21 protein-coding genes are annotated in these 17,305 nt (G+C 47.6%); 11 read left to right on the forward strand and 10 right to left on the reverse strand.

From position 1 onward, the window contains the following. Positions 1 to 204: 204 nt before the first annotated feature. Positions 205 to 465 carry a helix-turn-helix domain-containing protein gene (locus DESTI_RS31690; RefSeq protein WP_041286706.1) on the forward strand — a complete coding sequence of 87 codons (261 nt, stop codon included), beginning with the start codon at positions 205 to 207 and terminating at the stop codon, positions 463 to 465. A 23-nt stretch (positions 466 to 488) separates the two neighbouring features. On the opposite strand, the gene DESTI_RS02940 is transcribed toward DESTI_RS31690, so the two are convergent. The 3 genes from DESTI_RS02940 to DESTI_RS02950 form a co-directional block, all read right to left on the reverse strand. Then, a complete protein-coding gene (locus DESTI_RS02940) occupies positions 489 to 896 on the reverse strand; it encodes a hypothetical protein (protein WP_014808477.1) in 408 nt (135 codons plus the stop codon). 195 nt (positions 897 to 1,091) lie between these two features. Beyond that, a complete protein-coding gene (locus DESTI_RS02945) occupies positions 1,092 to 1,697 on the reverse strand; it encodes a hypothetical protein (protein WP_014808478.1) in 606 nt (201 codons plus the stop codon). Further along, on the reverse strand, positions 1,694 to 2,329 hold the full coding sequence (locus DESTI_RS02950; protein ID WP_041285913.1) for an RNA polymerase sigma factor: 636 nt from the start codon (positions 2,327 to 2,329) through the stop codon (positions 1,694 to 1,696). The genes DESTI_RS02945 and DESTI_RS02950 overlap by 4 nt, the downstream gene beginning before the upstream one ends. Before the next feature lie 652 nt (positions 2,330 to 2,981). On the opposite strand from DESTI_RS02950, the gene DESTI_RS30550 reads away from it, so the two are divergent. From DESTI_RS30550 to DESTI_RS30555, 3 genes are all read left to right on the forward strand, one after another. After that, on the forward strand, positions 2,982 to 3,125 hold the full coding sequence (locus tag DESTI_RS30550) for a hypothetical protein (protein ID WP_014808481.1): 144 nt from the start codon (positions 2,982 to 2,984) through the stop codon (positions 3,123 to 3,125). Positions 3,126 to 3,212: 87 nt separating this feature from the next. Beyond that, positions 3,213 to 3,584 carry a hypothetical protein gene (locus DESTI_RS02960; RefSeq protein WP_041285914.1) on the forward strand — a complete coding sequence of 124 codons (372 nt, stop codon included), beginning with the start codon at positions 3,213 to 3,215 and terminating at the stop codon, positions 3,582 to 3,584. Between the two features lie 221 nt (positions 3,585 to 3,805). After that, complete coding sequence (locus DESTI_RS30555; RefSeq protein ID WP_014808482.1) at positions 3,806 to 3,970, forward strand: hypothetical protein; 165 nt, start codon at positions 3,806 to 3,808, stop codon at positions 3,968 to 3,970. Positions 3,971 to 4,143: 173 nt separating this feature from the next. Here the strand turns inward: DESTI_RS30555 and DESTI_RS31695 are convergent, their stop codons facing one another. The 3 genes from DESTI_RS31695 to DESTI_RS02980 are packed head-to-tail and all read right to left on the reverse strand — an operon-like array spanning position 4,144 to position 7,074. Further along, a complete protein-coding gene (locus DESTI_RS31695) occupies positions 4,144 to 4,356 on the reverse strand; it encodes a KTSC domain-containing protein (protein WP_014808483.1) in 213 nt (70 codons plus the stop codon). After that, entirely contained in the window at positions 4,349 to 6,139 is a 1,791-nt protein-coding gene (locus tag DESTI_RS02975) for an ATP-binding protein (protein ID WP_014808484.1), read from the reverse strand. Before DESTI_RS02975 ends, DESTI_RS31695 begins: the two co-directional genes overlap by 8 nt. Continuing rightward, a complete protein-coding gene (locus DESTI_RS02980) occupies positions 6,136 to 7,074 on the reverse strand; it encodes an SIR2 family protein (protein ID WP_041286707.1) in 939 nt (312 codons plus the stop codon). The genes DESTI_RS02975 and DESTI_RS02980 overlap by 4 nt, the downstream gene beginning before the upstream one ends. Before the next feature lie 1,469 nt (positions 7,075 to 8,543). On the opposite strand from DESTI_RS02980, the gene DESTI_RS02990 reads away from it, so the two are divergent. The 3 genes from DESTI_RS02990 (at position 8,544) to DESTI_RS03000 (ending at position 10,238) form a co-directional block, all read left to right on the forward strand. After that, entirely contained in the window at positions 8,544 to 8,807 is a 264-nt protein-coding gene (locus tag DESTI_RS02990; protein ID WP_014808486.1) for a MerR family transcriptional regulator, read from the forward strand. A gap of 56 nt (positions 8,808 to 8,863) precedes the next feature. Continuing rightward, the gene (locus DESTI_RS02995) at positions 8,864 to 9,499 is read left to right on the forward strand and encodes a hypothetical protein (protein WP_014808487.1); all 636 of its coding nucleotides are present in this window, start codon (positions 8,864 to 8,866) and stop codon (positions 9,497 to 9,499) included. 205 nt (positions 9,500 to 9,704) lie between these two features. Beyond that, positions 9,705 to 10,238 carry a hypothetical protein gene (locus DESTI_RS03000; RefSeq protein WP_014808488.1) on the forward strand — a complete coding sequence of 178 codons (534 nt, stop codon included), beginning with the start codon at positions 9,705 to 9,707 and terminating at the stop codon, positions 10,236 to 10,238. Here the strand turns inward: DESTI_RS03000 and DESTI_RS03005 are convergent. Continuing rightward, on the reverse strand, positions 10,221 to 10,502 hold the full coding sequence (locus DESTI_RS03005; RefSeq protein ID WP_014808489.1) for a hypothetical protein: 282 nt from the start codon (positions 10,500 to 10,502) through the stop codon (positions 10,221 to 10,223). The two genes, DESTI_RS03000 and DESTI_RS03005, sit on opposite strands and share 18 nt — an antisense overlap. 211 nt (positions 10,503 to 10,713) lie before the next feature. On the opposite strand from DESTI_RS03005, the gene DESTI_RS03010 reads away from it, so the two are divergent. After that, a complete protein-coding gene (locus DESTI_RS03010) occupies positions 10,714 to 11,193 on the forward strand; it encodes a nucleoside 2-deoxyribosyltransferase (RefSeq protein ID WP_014808490.1) in 480 nt (159 codons plus the stop codon). A 107-nt stretch (positions 11,194 to 11,300) separates the two neighbouring features. On the opposite strand, the gene DESTI_RS03015 is transcribed toward DESTI_RS03010, so the two are convergent. Continuing rightward, positions 11,301 to 12,197 carry a hypothetical protein gene (locus DESTI_RS03015; protein WP_014808491.1) on the reverse strand — a complete coding sequence of 299 codons (897 nt, stop codon included), beginning with the start codon at positions 12,195 to 12,197 and terminating at the stop codon, positions 11,301 to 11,303. Between the two features lie 232 nt (positions 12,198 to 12,429). Here DESTI_RS03015 and DESTI_RS30560 point away from each other — a divergent pair, with 232 nt between their 5' ends. From DESTI_RS30560 to DESTI_RS03025, 3 genes are all read left to right on the forward strand, one after another. Continuing rightward, positions 12,430 to 12,609 carry a hypothetical protein gene (locus DESTI_RS30560; protein WP_157212086.1) on the forward strand — a complete coding sequence of 60 codons (180 nt, stop codon included), beginning with the start codon at positions 12,430 to 12,432 and terminating at the stop codon, positions 12,607 to 12,609. A gap of 251 nt (positions 12,610 to 12,860) precedes the next feature. Continuing rightward, entirely contained in the window at positions 12,861 to 13,409 is a 549-nt protein-coding gene (locus DESTI_RS03020; RefSeq protein ID WP_014808493.1) for a hypothetical protein, read from the forward strand. Positions 13,410 to 13,441: 32 nt separating this feature from the next. After that, entirely contained in the window at positions 13,442 to 14,401 is a 960-nt protein-coding gene (locus DESTI_RS03025; protein WP_169316368.1) for a DUF2268 domain-containing putative Zn-dependent protease, read from the forward strand. A 58-nt stretch (positions 14,402 to 14,459) separates the two neighbouring features. Here DESTI_RS03025 and DESTI_RS03030 read toward each other — a convergent pair whose 3' ends face one another. Beyond that, positions 14,460 to 15,317 carry a hypothetical protein gene (locus DESTI_RS03030; protein WP_014808495.1) on the reverse strand — a complete coding sequence of 286 codons (858 nt, stop codon included), beginning with the start codon at positions 15,315 to 15,317 and terminating at the stop codon, positions 14,460 to 14,462. Position 15,318: 1 nt separating this feature from the next. Then, positions 15,319 to 17,010 carry an N-6 DNA methylase gene (locus DESTI_RS03035; protein WP_014808496.1) on the reverse strand — a complete coding sequence of 564 codons (1,692 nt, stop codon included), beginning with the start codon at positions 17,008 to 17,010 and terminating at the stop codon, positions 15,319 to 15,321. Positions 17,011 to 17,305: the final 295 nt, after the last annotated feature.

Below are 17,305 nucleotides of genomic sequence, written 5' to 3' on the forward strand. Positions count from 1 at the left end.
TCATCTTGATAGCAACTTGATCTCGGCACGAAGATCTTCCGGCACGCTTTCCATGTCCTCGGCCATCTTACTTATTTGTTTCTTGGCGTCCTTGACTTTCACTCTGATCAGCTTCAACACCTTACCATAACTTCAGACAATTGTCTGTAGATTTTTGGTCTGCGGCCAGTCATTCAATCAGCAATGACTGACCAGATCCAAAATATGCCGAACCGGTCTGAGATTGCTAAAATCTTTGGTGAAGTCCTTCAGGAACTCCGCCGCAAGCGTGGACTGTCTCAAGAGGAATTCGGCTTCGAGTGCGAACTGCACCGAACCTACATCAGCCTCCTAGAACGTGGGAAAAGGATTCCTTCCTTGACGACTATCATCCAACTTGCCATAGTCCTGAAAGTCTCTCCGTCGGAAATCGTTCGGCAGGTCGAGGCTCGGCTCGGTTGGCCAGCCACGAATATCTTCGACTGATGCCGAGGTACGGCCAAAGCCCTCTATTTCGCTGGCTTGACATCCTTTATCTTTAATGAAACGGCTGGACTAACGGGTGGTATTGTACTTGATCTTGCCATCGTAGCGATGACGAATTCGAATGTTTCTTTATCTCCCGATGAAAGATATTTTATTTTGCCTACAGGACCGCTCTTGCTCCATTCCCAGCAGTCTAACCTGCAACTTTCAACACATTCCGTGCATTCTGCGGTTATGATGATATCTTTTGCATCGCTACTTCCAACGTTTTTTATAGTTCCTTTGGCCGCTAACAAATACAATGATCCACCATGCCTCATGGGTTCTCGCTCCATCGTGATATCATCTTTTACTATGACGACTCTCGGCTCACACCAAGCTATGGTGGCCTGTAGTATCAGAATTAGCCCAATCGATATTATTTTTGTCATGTCTCTCCTCCGTGTCTCAGTTTGGAATTGATTCCCGCCGATCTTGTGATTCGTGCCCTCCACTCATCAGCCGGATCGACTAGTGAGAGTGTTATTCGATGCGGGAAGAAAAAACCTGACAGGAGAAAATCATTTTTTCTTGATTCCGTCTTCAAGTTATTGCATGGTGCTTAGACATAGGGCAAATAGATTCTCTTAACGTCCCCTGAACCACGAAAGAAGTCTTGCTAATAGCCCCTTCGGCCGCTCTGGAGGCTCAGTCTGCTCGGGTGAGATAGGCTCATCTGCCGCTAAAGGCGTTTGCGGCTCCTCTGGTATTTCATCTGGCGGCTCAACGTCTGCTGCTATGGGAAGATCCAATTTGTCACGGCGTCCCCCCTGTGCCGCTAACGGAATCTGGAAATCAAAATGTTGGCTTTCCCGCCCTAGTTTCACCAGTTTGTCATGCACCGCATCCCAAATCTCGGGAGGCATACCGTCAGCGGGTTGAAGGCACTTGAGGGACTGGACATCTTCCCGGCAGGATAGGCATTCTTTAAGGTGATCTGAAATTTTGCCCGCAGGATCGTTTCCAGTGGCCACGAAATCCGCAATCTCCGAAGGCTCGGGGCAAAACAGGTCTTTGTCCGTCCTGAGGGTGTGCATGATAACTTTCAGCCCATCAAGCTCTTTGCGAGCCTGTTCATTGGTCCGCAATAGCTCTGTTACCTTCTGTCCTTCCTCTTGCGGGAGAGATCCTTCAATATACTGGAGAAGAAGGACTCGGAGTTCTACCAATGAGCGATCAGATGAACTCGTCATGCCCTCTGCCTCCTGCTTTCAATCTGCACGTAAGCGCCTCTCAGGTGTGCTATGCACCTGAGCACGTGCACATTGACCGAGTTCACCTTCTTCCCGAGGCGGTCCGCCATTTCTTCATAAGTGAGATCAGAGAAGAATCGAAGCTTGAGCAATTCTTGGCAGCCTTCGGATATGTGACTGAGGGCTGTTCTCACCATTTGTCCGAATTCAGCTTTCGCTACCTGTTCGTCTGGAGGATCGTCCCCGCATCGAAGAGCGACATGACCCGGATTGGTGTTGTCATGATGCTCGACAGGTTCATTGGTTCCGGTACGGCTCATCGTGGAAGTGCCTCGCCAGCAGTCTATACACGTCCGCTTGGCAACCATGGACACATATGTTCTGAGCGAGCTTGAATGTCCGTCGTATTCTGCCAGGGCTTCCACAAGACTTTTGTACACTTCCTGGATCAAGTCTTCTCGGCCGTCGTCTGTGGAAGAGCGAGAATGTCTCCTTACGACCGCTTCAATAAGTAAATGGTACTGACCATGAAATTCTGTCCATGCCGCCTCTGATCCTGAAAGGCAGCTATCCACCAGTTCCATATCATCACGACGATCCCCGTTCCGCATTCCGATATTTTCGCCTCTCATTGAAATGCCACATCAAACCAAAGTCAGGAATATAGCGCATTTCTGCTCATCTCGTCCAGAAGTATTTTGGATTATCGGCTCTTAAATTCCGGCACCGAACCGAACAATTAATGCACGGTCAAAGATTTGTTATTGCATTGTGAAAGTTTCGCTAACAGCATCTACGGGTCTCTTCCTTCTTGTTCCACCTGCGGTATTCGAGTCTCCGATGAAAAACCTGACAGAAAAAATTGGTTCGAAGGTTGTCAGGTTTTTGGAGGCCGGATCGAATACCAATATGACCTGAGATCGAGAGCTGGTCGGGTCCTCCCAGTGAGGGTTTTTGAAAGAGAGGAGGTTATGGCAAATGAGGAAAATGTGCGGTCTGTTTTTTGTTTTGCTATTTCCCCTGCAGGTCGGAGCAGGATTTTCTGACGGAAGGGGACAATCATCTGCAGACGATCCCATTCGCATGGCCCAACATCAGCACGCCAGAGGGACGTGTTGCAAGTGTGAGCGATACGAACAAGGAAATTGGATAGTCGTTGGCACGGTCTGTGCGGAATTCGGAAGCTCTATCGAAGAGCGTTGCCGTCGAGCAGGTGGGACCCAATGCACGACCATCTGGACAAAATAGGAACATAGTTCCAGGAAACCCGAAAGGAGAATCGAAATGGCAGTCCGAATCAATCTTCTCCCCAATTGGAGGGCTGAGCTTCGCAAGCTTCAGATGGCCAAAGAACTGTGCCTGTATGCGGTCATCTTTCTGGGAATGACATTGGGATTCGTAATCATGCTCATATTGCGAGTTCTTTGAACAAGAAATATCCGCTCAACTGAAACGCTTTCAAAGCACTGTTTGCAGTAGCAACAGCACATTCAAAAAGATTTAAAGGAGTAAGTTATGAACATCATGAAAAATCAGCAGCAGGAAACACTTGAGGAAAAACAGTTGCGTCGCAAAATGGCCGACCTTCGCAAAGCTCGGGCCAGAGTCGCCAAAAGCGAAAAGGAACTGAAAACAAGGTACAAAACCATTTTAGCTCTCGTAGGGGAGAAGGCCGCCGAGCTGGACGATGCTGTGCAGACACTTGAAAAACTATTGGAAAACCTGAGCAAGCATCGCTCCAATGAAGTGGATGGATCTCAGGTTGTTGTTGATGTTGACAAAGAAGTTCGGGATTTCAACGACTTCACAGTAAAATTGGGAGAAGTATTCCCGGACCTTTCGCAATTCTTGCCTAATAGTTCATCGACATCCACCCAGAGGCTGTGAAGTGAGCGAGAGGGGATTATTCAAGGACTTGTGGCCTATGATACGAGCCTTTGGGCTGCTGACAGAGAATTGGGAAAGGACCGACAGGCGGAATCGATCTGGTCAAGTCTAAAGTTCCGAAAGTCCCTGCACGGTTCGGCTAACAATTTCAAAACCAGAACCATGAGAATGGTGCAGTCCTTCGTCGGATCAATGGGTCGGGCGAAAAATCTGAGGTTCTCATGAAAGCAGCGGGGGACTACATGACTTTGGATTTGGATACGAAAATTGCACCGAACGTAAATAAGCTTGTTGGAAAGAGGAAAAAAGATTCCTTCGTTAACCCCACCATCATTCAATTGGCCACTGCCCTGCGAATTCGGCCTTCCAAAATAATCACGGGTTGAGGTCCAATTAAGAGACTGGGCAGGTGAGAAAGCCACTGACTGATGCGGCTCAACCGCAGTTTAGCGAAAAAGCTTTTATCATTTTATAGATCTCGTTTATGTAGTCTTGAATGCTGATCTGGTACAACATGATTCTTCGACGATATGGTGTGAACCAAATCCATGAGCCCATATCACTGCTTTCTAAATTGATATATATTTTTCACCTCCCTATTCAAGAAACTGCCTTTAGACGGCGCATACATAATTTGGTCAAATATAGAGCGTGGAACGTCGCTGTAAACATAATATCCTCCCGACAAGAATTGGACATGCAGTTCCTGTGCATCCTCGTCATATCCGATAGCTTCGATATTGGACGAATCAACATAGATCATGTCAGGCATTAGTTTTCTCCTTATCAGTCATATCAGTTTGATTTCTCCAGTTGTTAAGAGCGGACTCATATTGCGAACCATCAGGACGATCCTGTCGCCACGCCCACGGCACATTAGGGTCGTCGCCAAGAGGCCTATGGCGAGCCTTGAAGAATTGAATTCGAGATGGAATCGGCATCGCTTCGCCCAAAACAATGCCTTCGCCCGTCCGCAGGGCTGGTAACATTCCAGAAAGGGCACCTAAGTCGTCCGGCATGGCCGACTCAACTTTCGAGCGATCAGCAGAATTCGTGAGCCTCAAAGCAATCATGGTTCCGCATTGACTCAGAATTGTGCTGTCAATCTCGCCGGGCCGTTGCGTTACAACACAAAGCCCGACTCCATATTTTCGTCCTTCTTTGGCGATCCTGGAAATTGTTCTGTGGGCAGCCGAGTCACCCCCTTCGGGTAAGAATAAATGCGCCTCTTCCAGAACGATCAATAGTGGTTGGTTCCGTCCGCTGATCGGTAGATCTAATGCCCAATACAGCAGATCGTAAACAATCCTGATCAGGGTTCCCACGATTGTAGATAGCACATCGGGAGGTAAACCAGAAACATCAAGGACGGTTAGTGGTTTTTCGTGTCCGACCCACGATTGTACGAGATGATGCAAATCGTTGCCAATCTCACCTTTCAGGTTTGGTGCAAGACCTTCACCAAGTTGAAACAGGAACGAATATCGAGAGTCCTGAAGACGACTCCGCAGTAATTCTAGCTGCTTGCCTATATTCCTGGGTCTTGGATGTGCAAAAGGGGCCTGGTTTCCAGGATTAGGTGCTGGATATTGGTTCGGCAGTAGGTCTTCCGCATTTCCTTCACTAATTTTCTGACTTGGTTTTGTCTTTTCTTTATCCTGAAAAGTCTGCCTCTCAAAATCGTCTAACTCAAACCAGAGCCGCTTTAGACTGAACGGAATCGGGGAGTCAGCCGTTATTGCCGCATCGAGTGGAGTATTCTTAAGGTGAGCGGCTGCAGCTTTCTTTAGTGCAGTAATGTCGTCTCTGACGGCCGTTTCAGAACTGGGCTGCATTTGTCCTAAAGCAATTGCTTGAAGTTCGTCAAAAGGGAGCGCCCAGAAAGGAACATACAGCGGCAACTCTCCCTCGCCTGTATCTGGTCTGATCTTGAACACACGGCCATATTGCCCGACGGCGGAAGCATATTCTCCATGCGGATCAATGACAAGGAGGCGTGCGGCTGGAAAACCTTGAGTTGCAATCGCCTCAAGCAGCACAGCAATGAAATTGGATTTTCCTGAGCCAGTGGACCCAACTACAGCTGAGTGCTTGGTAACCATTCCGCCCAAGTTCAAGTCTCCCGAAATTCCTGATGCAGCCGCAATATGGCCAACAGTGATCACCCCATCTTCATTGGTCGATCCATATATTACCCGCATGTCTTGAGGCGAAACAAGATGGACTTCATCTTCAATGGTCGGGTACTGGCTGACTCCTCTGTCGAAAACTCCTCCTATGGACTCACCAAATAATGTTGCGGATAGCCAGCGATGTCCTGGAGAACTGTTTGGTTCCTCAGTCCGAGGAGCTGCTGCGGCACCAACCAAAGTACACACTAGATACAGTTGATTGTAACCAAGAGGAATGCGTAGAAATGCCCCAACCTGGCCTATCCGATACGAATGGCCATCGATCATAATGAACGTTGGCATATTGTCCCGAAGACGAATTGTGACAACTCCACCTTTGACCGATTCAACGTAACCAATCAGTGTGGGCCATTCACGGGTCATCCGAATGCCCCTCCCATCGCTTTTAGGAAACGACAAAACCAGTTGAAGTCTCCCAGCCGCATTTTTCCAGTCAAATCATCAGTTCTATTCGCAGGAGAGCCTCCATCTTCTGGCATCGCATTGCTGTCAAATCCCATATCCATGAAAGCGCAAGTCTTCCTGTCCACGGGTTGTGTAAGCTGCCAGTGCCCCCAATTTGCAGAAATCACTGCCGCATTCGGTCCAACCACACTCAAATTTGGTCTCCGCAAGGCTTCCCGAACCAAATCGTCCTTCTCTTTCAATTCTTGAAATTGCAGTGCTATGATGTTCGCTGTAGGCCTGTTATCTAAGGCACCATATAATACAGCATTAATGTGCTCATCCCCAAAGCTGTATCCGCACGTGATCAAGAGCGCATGCTCTGCATTCAATATTCGAGAAAGCCTATCTATGTATGCGATATAAGGTTGCTTGCGAGACTCGTCATATTTGCGGTGCGAGGGTAAAATCAATTCCCCTGTGTCGGCGGGAGAACTCCTGATGATGCGCCCCTTTCCAGTCCCATTCTCAAGTAGCCAGTTAACGGAACCATGGATCTTCCATAATCTAACCCATTTCGATTTCGGTAAGAGTTCCTCGTCTTCGAGGCACTCTGAATAGAAGAACGGGCGGTGCGTTCCCACAAAGCCATCAAATACAGGCACCCTCGCCGCTTCAAAGGCCCTCTCGAACAAGATGTCATAGTTGGTCGTGAAGATTTCAACAGGAGTAGTCCGATTGATACTTTTAACCCAAGAAGCAAAACTGTCATGAGGCATATCAGTCGGGATCATATCTTCACTAGGATTCACCGTCTTGGCTATCGCAGCACAAACAGTTCTTTCAATGCTAATGAGACTTGCTTTGTCGAGACCTACCAAAGTCTCGCCATCGCCAATCGCATCGATTTTCATTCGAACTTTGGAGAGTAAGTCTTCAACATTTGCAGGGCACGAATCCTGTTCGCATTGGCAGACCAGCTTGCCCCAAGCATCAGTTTGGTTTTCGCCTATACAGCACACTGCCCGGTAACAGATTTCTGTAAGGCCTTCAATTCCCGGTATAAGAGGCTGATGTGTCGGCTTTTGTCCTGGCAGAGCGGTTGGTGCTATATTCACTGAACTTGACGTTCCAGCCCCGAAGAGAAAAGAAAGAGTCCGGTCGTGCGTAGCCAGATGATCTCTCAAGTTCTCGATCACTTGTCTCGGATCATGGGTACTCATGCCAACGCCTCCTAATACTCGCTTCATTATCGGCGCAATTTCGATTCCCTCGGTTTGGGAATACGCAAGTGCAAATCGTCCCAGGTCAGGTCAAAATGAGCAGGACCGATAATTTTGCCGCCCGAAAATCTTGAATGTCCAAACAGCCGCAACTCTTACTCATCTCGGAGTCTCTGTAATCATTGTGTTTCCGAGCAATTCGAATAACACGGGATGAGTCTGTGGGCAACAGGAAAATCACTTTGGCGATCTTTTCTCCCGAGCACTTTCGATTTCAATCTGGCTGATCACCGCTCTTCTTTTTCCATAGACGACAGATTTCATGCCCAAATCTTAACAATACGCACAATGCTGAGGCTGAGAGAGGGGCACGACGTTCTCTCGTTGTGCTCTTTCGGCCACAATCGGAAGATATATCGGCATATTCGCTTCTCATATCGAAAGCACGGCGACAAATAGGGCCTAATTGCGGCAAGATCCTGCGAGCCCGGCAAGTCTGCTTCGGAGAAAGAATTCTTTAAGTAAACTACCCTAAACGCCCGATGGAAAATAGACAACGGAGGCGGCAACTTGCTCAAAATGAAGCTGCTGTCCCAAAAATTATCTATTAGCATTCATGACTACACCATCAGAATATCCGATCAAACTGCAACATTGCCGATTTGACATCGATTCAATCTCCTTATTTGCTCGCAAGTTTCCGTAATTTCCTCTAAAATGCTGTGGTAGATCCAAAAACAAAGTCCATTGAAAAGTTCCCAATCGCCGATGGCGTTGCCTACAATCGAAGCAAGTGATACCTCCAGCTTGCCTGTCCCTGCCATTATTTCTTCGGTCAAATACCTGATCCGATCAGCTTCTTCCTATGGTGTTTCAGTCCAAATGGCATGATGAACAGCCATCACGACCCGACCGCCCATATTACGAGCTTTCATTTTTGAATACAGCCTGATAAGGGCAGGTTTTTTAGCAGATGGGATTCGACCTGCATCAAGAGAATGGCTTTTATGATCGTATCAGCTTGGCACAGCTTATTCTTAATTTAGCAAAGGCAATCGTGGTACCAATGCCAATGTCGTGCTATTAACTAACCTTCTTCCTATAGTAGAGGCACATCATATGGTGACGCTCTACATGTCGAGATACCAGGAGGATCTTCAATGAAAACTCTTTACAGCGCAACAGCGGCTGCGAGACTGCTGAACATCAATCCCGCTAGGCTACAGCGGTGGCTGAACTACGGCCATTTCAAGCCCATATATCGGGCCATGCTCGGTGACGTGGAAGCACGGCTACTCACGGAAGGAGAGATTCAAAGCCTAAAAAAAGTGATGGATCTCATCAAAGGCGGAGTGCCTGTACAGAAGGCATTCGCTCAAATCAACTCTCAGGAACTGGAGAGCACGGTAATTATCGATTTATGAGGAGGAGAAGAGGCGGAGCGAGGGACTTAGCCTCTCTTTCCGCCCGAGGAGGCAACATGTCAAACGGAACAACCAAACCAAAACCAAAGACTATTGATGAATGGCGTTCAGAAAGGAGAAGGAAAGCGAAGCGAGAAGGAGGATTTATACTCATCCCCCTGGAAATGTGGAACGGCGAGGCTTTTCACGTACTCACCAAGGCGGAAAAATTGATCCTGCTGGAATGCATGTCTCAGGTCAGATATGCCCCAAGAAGTTCTAAGAAAAGAGCAAACTTGCCAAAAGACAAAATTTATAGCTGTACCCTGGGCCATCTGCTGAACAGAGGAGAGTTCGGGCTGCCCACCAAGTACCTACAGGAGCGAGGAATCAAAGGGGAAGACACAATATCGAGAGCCAAGAAACGCCTCGTGGAAATCGGTTTCATAGATGTGGTCGATCAAGGGAGCTTTGCCAAAGCGGGGCGGTTCAGATATTCTGATCGGTGGCGCAGCTACAATGCCGGGGCACTGTCCAAAGAGAACGGAAGCCCGATGTACGACGGCCCTTTACCAGGATATTGTCATTACCCGAACATCATACAGTTTAATAAAGCAAGGGCCGAACAGAAATCTAGTATATTATCAAACGAGGAACAAACACAGGACTATAATCAACTGGAGTTATTTCCCGAATTAGTTGATGCCGCATAACGAAGAGCCGGAAATTTCTTACAACATATTGGTATATATATGAGATGTGTGATAATCGAATAGGAGAGGATCATTTTCGATGTGTGATAATCAAAGGAATCTTGGTGACGGTTTTGCAGGTATCAAAGGAATTTAGGGTAATCCGTTGGGATTATCACAGTGAAAATTATCTGAGCCGCCATCGGCGGCTCTCACAGGAGAAATAATGAACAACACAAATTCAACAATTAAAATCGGAATAGGGATGCTGAAAATTATAGCCGCCGTGGAAAGCATGAGCAGCTCAATCGAGAGGAAGATCGAAGCGCCTGTACCTATGTCAGGTGCGTGCAGATTAAAGGCCGATGCCATAGAAGAGAATTTGACAAAAATCTATACGGCCTTAAACGTAGCAGTGGAGATTCAGTCAGCCATCTCCTTGAGCAACAAAGTCAAATTGGATCGTATACTTAGTGAACCCCGTGGGGCAAAGTACCCGGACATAAGCATCATAGACGACGATTCTGCGGCCAGCAGTTTGAAGTCGTTGCGAAAAGCAGCCCTGGGAACGAACTCGACATTACTTGATCATATGGAATCAATTTTTCGTAATTTGCGCTCGGAGGAAAATGTGATTGCGGGAGACCAAACAACGAGAGTAGAAGCCAGACTCCTAGAAGTTGAGGACATTATCGAGAAAGAAATGACCGTGATCGAGCACCTCCTAGCTGATTTATCCGATTCATCGGTGGCTATGTAGTCTCACCGTAATATGAGAATGGGCCAGGCTCCGTCTCCTGTTTCCACGAGCAGGACGACGGGGCACAAACCAGGTTCGTCGGACTGCAATTTCCTTGCGTATCCGGCTTTGTGTCGTACGGCTCCCACATTCCTGGGTGCCAGTCTCCAATTCCGGGGCGGGCTGGTCGTCAGGATGGCAGACGGAGAAGCGTGCGCCATAATCTTCCCGCCACAATTTCAGCATCCACTTTCGTCCTTCCAGGGGATCTTCCGGTATTTCCATTGTGGTCCGCTCCTTGCGTCATAAACTACCACAAAGCGGGATCGCCATGCACCTCCTCTTTGCAAAGCAGTTCGTATTGCTTGATTTGCTGGCGTCACTGGTCTATTCATATATCGCCTTAAAGGACGACGAGAACGCTTGTGGGCGATTTTCTCTTCTTGGGAGGGCTGTCCCCTTTCGAAGAATATAATTTCGTTCTATGGAGATCCTGATGCGTTTCAGAACGAAGATGTATAAAGTCTATCTTGCATCCCCTCTCGGCTTCTCTCCAGAGCTGAAATCCTACAGGGACGAAATCAAGAGTAGGCTCAGTGAGTTGGGCTGCGCCGTTCTTGACCCGTGGGAAGGTCCATTCCGCCCCGCCATTGAAGAAGCAAGCGAAGTCCAAGATTGGTCCGCCCGCACAGCCGCCTTCAAGCAAATAGCGACGCAAATCGGCAAAGCCAACGAAGAAATGATACGATGCTGTGATCTAGTTTTGGGCGTGCTGGACGGATCAGAAGTAGACTCGGGGACAGCGAGCGAAATCGGCTTTGCCGCCGCCCTCGGCAAGAAATGTTATGGCTTGAGGACGGACTTTAGAAACTGCGGAGACTTCGATGGAATCCCCATCAACCTGCAAGTGCTCTATTGGATAGAATCGAGCGGAGGCCGGTTGTTCGGGCGGATTGAAGAAATAAGTCTACCCTGATTGGCATCCAAAGCTGATGCATTCCTGGATCACAGTTCAAGATGATTTGTCCCTTGATTAAGTACAGTGAAGAACGGTAGCCTCTCCTACTTGCAACGGTTGCAACTTTATACATTCTCTTGTGATAACCAGCCCTTGATTGCCTCAAATAATGCGGACTGCTGTTTTTTCGACAAGCCCTCGACTGAAATCTTTGTTCCGTCACCGGAAAGTCGCAGTTTGCATTCTCCCAATGCGGTATATTTAGGTTTTCGGCCTCTGCCATCCCTGCTCTTCTTCTTGCTTGCTTCCACTCGGTTTCGGACCTTTTTCTCGAACTCTTCGGCAGATTCCCTGGCTATTACCTCTTCGTGCTTTTCCACATACTCAACACAATCTTTCAGGTGAGCAGCGGCCAAGAGTTTTCTTATGCCGAGATGTGAAAACAGAGGAAGCTTATCACCGAACCGTTCGTATACATGCATATAGTTGTAAGAATTCCTCTCGGGAAATCCCGTAATTTTCATCCACGTGAGGAAGAGCTTCTTGGGCTTGAGCGTATGCCTAACTTTGCCGAGAAATCTGCCTGTTTCCGTCATGGTCATTGCCATCTTTTCAGCAATGGGATAAGCCTCCTCAGCTAATCTGATGAACTGCTCTTTGTCCTCCCCCTCAAATTCGACCTCTTCACCCTTATCATTTTTTATTGTTGTGGACTTTCGCAATGCATTTATTTGTTCTTTGAACTTTTCGTGAGGAATCAGGCTGATTGCCGGAGGCTGCTCTCCGGCTGCCGGTAGAGGTGGGGTGGGGGCGACTTGATCGCTGTCTGGCTGAGGCCCTTGCTCTGATTTGGCACTTTGAGACATGTCCATTATTTTCGGATCATCCGGCCCAGTGTAAGGTTCCGCCTCGGACTCCAGAGGTTTCAGGCTTTCTTCAACCAGCGGCTCAGTTCTAGATTCTTTTGATTTGGCGGCCCTTGCTTTTACCTTTTCCTGTCCTTTTTCTTTGACTCTACCCATAAGTCTTTCTCTCCCAGAATATTGCAAATGTCTGCGAAAGGGCCTTTCGCTTTTTGTCTCTAGTAGTCTTAATCATCCCAAAGGAATCCGGCATCCGTTCCCTTTGGAATGTCCTTTGCGGACTCGCCTTCTTTCTGGACTTTCGTGTCAGGCATTTCATCTCCGCTTTGTCACACGTTGGTGTGAACTCGCAAGTCAAATTTCAAAAGATTCTTATCATAATGAAGGTTTTTTGAAAAGAATTTTAATGGGTCTTTCGAGGGAAGCGAGCACTGTTCAGAAACGGTCTGCTCGGATTGCGGCTTTCAAGGAAATAGCGGGACAGATCGGCAAAGCAAATGAGGAGATGATAACGTCATGCGATGTTGGGCTCGGGCTGCTGGACAGGCTAGAGTTGGATTCAAGTGCCTGAGTGAATTATGGTTCGGTGCAGAGCGTCGGACGAACTTTTACAGCTCACGCACGGATTTTCGAGGCTACGGTAATTTTGAAGGTATCCTGACCGGCCCACAGGTGCTATAGTGGATCGACTCCGGTCGGTCGAGGTTTGCTCAGGACATCGGTAACATGCCGCCATACGATCCAGGACATTCAACGGATTGATGAGAGTGTCCATATTCCAAGACAAGAGTCTCGTATATCGGGTTGTACGCGGGAGCCAATATGACACAAGAAGAGAAGAATCAGATAATCGATATGACTTTAAGTGCAATTGGGCGGATCAACCACCCTCGATTCTTTCGTTCAGAGAGAGGATACCAAGGAGAACTCTACTGCAGACTGAGAGAAGAGTTTTTGAGCCAAAATTTGCTGGACGAAAGAATGTTAGAACCGGAGTACCAAAAGCGACCGACGGACCACCTGACGCAACAGCGACCCGATATTATCTATCACATACCCGCCCCCGCAGAAGGGGAAGTTTTTATTAATAATTATACTGTTTGGGCCCTAAAGCTTCGGGCAGATCACCCTGACGTGATCAGTGATTTTGAGAAATTGTACGAAATGATATCGCTGCTCCAGTATCCTTTAGCTGTTTTCCTTAATATAGACTCTGACAGTCATTATCTCCATGACTGCATACCTGATTACAGAAATCGGATTGTCGCCTTTACCACAATGCGAAATGAGGCTGAAGGGAAACTGGTGATCTGCAAAGCATATTACGACCGTAATGATCTGCAAGAAGAATTTTATTCAGTGGATTGGTAATCGGATCGGAATTTCCGAATGAGCTTGTTGCTTTGGTCGTAGGCAAGTTATCTCTGCCAATTCCTGCTGTAAACGAGGTAATGATGGGAATATTAGTACAGGATCTGCCCATAAATCTTGAAGTTCTCAAGCGTTGCTGTTCGATAACTAATAGCAATCGGAACTGGAATGCGATTAGAAACTTGCTTGAGCTTCCTGAAATCAAGAAACTCAGAGCACATGTGACTCGGAACCGAGCACAGAATATGCCACGCATTGGTGGAAAAAGGCTTGAAGAATCAATTTGTGATGAGATCAGTTTTCTTTTGAAATGGAAGAGTGACAATCTAAATAATCTGTACGACTCATTGGGGAATTGTGGTCAACTCTTGGCAACTCGTGCACATGACAGGGCTCTTTCGGCCTTGAAGCATCATTACAGCCATATAGCCGCTTCGATTCATATATTGGTCGGTTTGCCACCAGAAATAGACGGGGTGACCTACGAACAGGATATTTTCTTAAATGCTCGGAGCCTGCTTAGTTTAAGTAACTCAGAGATTTGTGGATTGTTAGCTCATGAGCTAATACATGCGAGATTAGCGTTTCCCAAACCCGAGCAAACTTTAACATCCTTCATTCGAGTCGTGCTGGAGGAAGGACTGGCGACTCGGGCCCAGTTAAATTTTCCACCAAATTCTGAGGATTACTTGCGATGGGCGGACCAGATGAATAAAACCAACTTGAAGAATTATTCAGACGGCCTAAAAAAAGATATTGAAGCCACTGCTTCAGCTATTACAATTGCCGATCTTGATGTGCATTTGACTGGTGCTAGGCCCGGTTATGCCGTCGGATTTGCGATCATTGAGAACGGGATTAAAGAAATGGATTTCGGGGAGCTGATAGGACTAGCAAGAAATAAACCAAGTTATCTCTGGAATAAATACATAGATAGCGTGCCATCCTATGACTGGAACGAAACCGACTTCCCCGGTCCATGCTTAATATAATATTACAGCGATCGACATGTTTTTTGCGATCCAATGTGGGAAATTGTTGAGGCTCAATTCATTCACATATTCTCGGAGTATAACCTAGTATTTCCTCGATAGACTGGCCATGCAGTTCGGTTACTTGCTGAAATAAAGGCGAACTTGTCAGCCACTCAGCACGACGTACCGACGGCAAATGCTCGGCCCGAAACGGATAACGCAAATCGTAGATATCAAAAAGTTTGGAAAAAAACGGCTCCACCCTTAATGGAGTATCTGGCTCCGGGAACAGAGGGTTAATGGTCCCCATCGCTTCTGCAGAATTCTCGACCAGGACCAGCCCTACTGACTCATAGCGTGTGTAATCATTGCGAATAAATCTGCGTCCCGCCATTTCGCACAAAGCTGCATAGTATCGCCGGATCTGGGGAGAAATTGTGTTGTCCTCCGCCACTCCCATATCGTTTGCAAGATACCCATCACTCTGCCGATTTGCCCTCAAGAGGCTCAAGAACCCATAAACGAGACCTGGGTACATAACATGTACATTTGTGGAATCACCTATAGCCTCTTCCATCCGATTCACTAGATTCCGATATGCCCTGAAAGTTCCTTTTACTGAAACGGCAACGACTGGACCGATACCATTCTTGGCGACAACCACATCAATTTGCTTGGTTTTCATACCGCCGAAGACAGTTTGTTCGCTGTCAGTTCGCTGTTCGGGGGCATATTCAAGTATCCATCCATTTCGGCTACGAGATGCTTTGACGGGCGGATGAGGGGTAATCTCATCTGGGAAAAAGCCACCTTCGAGCACCAAACGCAAAGCAACGTATTGATGAGTCGGTTTTATGTGTTCCTGACTTTGGTGAGCCGTAGCACCGGCAAAAATACGCAATGCTTGAGAAATATTTCCGAAGTCAAGCGGCACTTCAGTTGACCCTTCCTCGTCGGCTACGCCTCTCCGACAAAATTTTAAGTCCCTTAGCCAGCAACTCGCAATCACGTTTCGACAAGCCCAATAGTTTTTGCAGTATTTCTCGATCCACAGTCCTTCTTGCTACCTCGATTCCAGAAGAGCGATAGATGCAATCAACTTCCTCTCCAAACACATCTAGGTCGGTACTTGCAATAGCTGGGAGGATCACCTTGCGAGCCTCACCCGGTTCCATCTTTAGCATGCCACCGCCCAATGCATGGCCTTCAATTTCAGCACTTAACCCGGTAAGCGAATTATGCCAAAGGGTCGCCAATGCATCCGCCTTCATGTTTTGGGGACCATGCAGCCTCACTACGTGTAAACTGTTCGGAGCAACAACCTGGGCAGAATTGGCAACGAGCTTTGGACAGGACCCCGACATATACGTAAGGAAGGCATCTGGACAGTAAACGTGAGGAACCTTGTACCAAGGTGACCGATTACGACATTTAAAGGCATTCGGAATTCCTGAGTCCACGCCGTACTCCAAGTAGCGAGATACCACTTCCGGAAGTTCAGAGAGGGCTTCTTCAATCAACAAGAGATAGCCAGTCTCTTCCGACATCAGGTTTAGTTCCCAATCGTGGAGCGTGAAGCGTGTGCCTTCAAAAATTCTCCCCCGTCGAACTGCCGGTCGAAGATATTTTTTGGGAATTTGCCAGTGTTCCACTTGGGTGGGGCTCAAATGGAAATAATGATTGGCTCCAGTCACGTATCCGATACCGACATAAGCCAAATCTCCCAGAGAATGCATTTGAGGCAGAGTTTTGCATTCTTTATAAAGGAGCCGAATTTCTTCTGGGATTAGATAGTGAATGAGCCTCTCTTTGCCTTGAAGTAGCTCTGTGTGATTCAGAATCTTGCTCTTCAAATCGGTTCTAATAGGTTCTCTGGCACCCAGGAGCGTGAAAAGACTCTTGGGACCAGGAAGATCCTTCACGTGCAACTGACTCTTGCGTGAACCTTTGTCGGCGGCAAGAATCAAGAGAGTGTCTTCGTTTAGGCAACTGAATATTTTCTCCCGAAATGTGAGAAGCGTGACCTCTCCGAAGGAATGCAATAGATGTTGCAGCACTGGAAGGGCATACGATGCTTGACATAATGCGAAAGGAGCAACCATTGCGAGTCGCCCCCCCTTTTTGACCATCGAGACAGCGTGGACAAGGAAGGGTGCCCAAGAACTTGCAAGCTCCGATAATTCGACTCCTTCATCTTTGGCTCTTTTCAATGCCCGTTTGCGCTGTTCGCCATTGAATCTCTGATATCGCACGAACGGCGGATTTCCCACAACAGCTTCTACCTGATAGAAGGATGGCTCCAGATCAAAGAAATTTACCAAGCGCAGAGAATCCGCCGAAATAAAACTCAACTCTCCAGCCAAGGCCTGCGTTGTCAGTGTATAGGCATCCGAATTAATTTCCAGTCCGATGACCTGAGAAATTGGTTTTCCACCCAGAGCCGAGATTCTCTTGCAAGCGGAACGCAGAAAAGCACCGCCTCCAAATCCAGGGTCGAGTACCACGTCCGTGAGCCTTTGAACGGCCCAATTGACCAGGAAATCGCAGATTAATTCGTCGGTATAATATGCCCCAAGGATTTTACGGTTTTCAGTAGCGGTCGCTGCTGATATGGGCTGCGGCGGCATAAGAATTACCTCAACGATTCTCAGGGCAACGTGCGAACATCGTCAATCCCTTTGGATTACCAGCTCCCATTTGAGGAATAGCTGAAAAACCATTTATCTAGTTCAACCACATGTTGTGGTTGGGCTGAACAATGGCACAATACTAGCTCCGGAGTCAACCGCCTTTTCAGAAAAACGTATGTGGTGAATGGAGAGAGACCTTCGATCCGAGTAATACGATCACGGGCTTGGAAAATGATTAAAAAGAGCCGCTCTGAAACCGGGCAGCACAGAACATTGCGCTTGACAGAGTGGG

Origin of the sequence: Desulfomonile tiedjei DSM 6799 (assembly GCF_000266945.1) — a bacterium.
Classification (GTDB): domain Bacteria; phylum Desulfobacterota; class Desulfomonilia; order Desulfomonilales; family Desulfomonilaceae; genus Desulfomonile; species Desulfomonile tiedjei.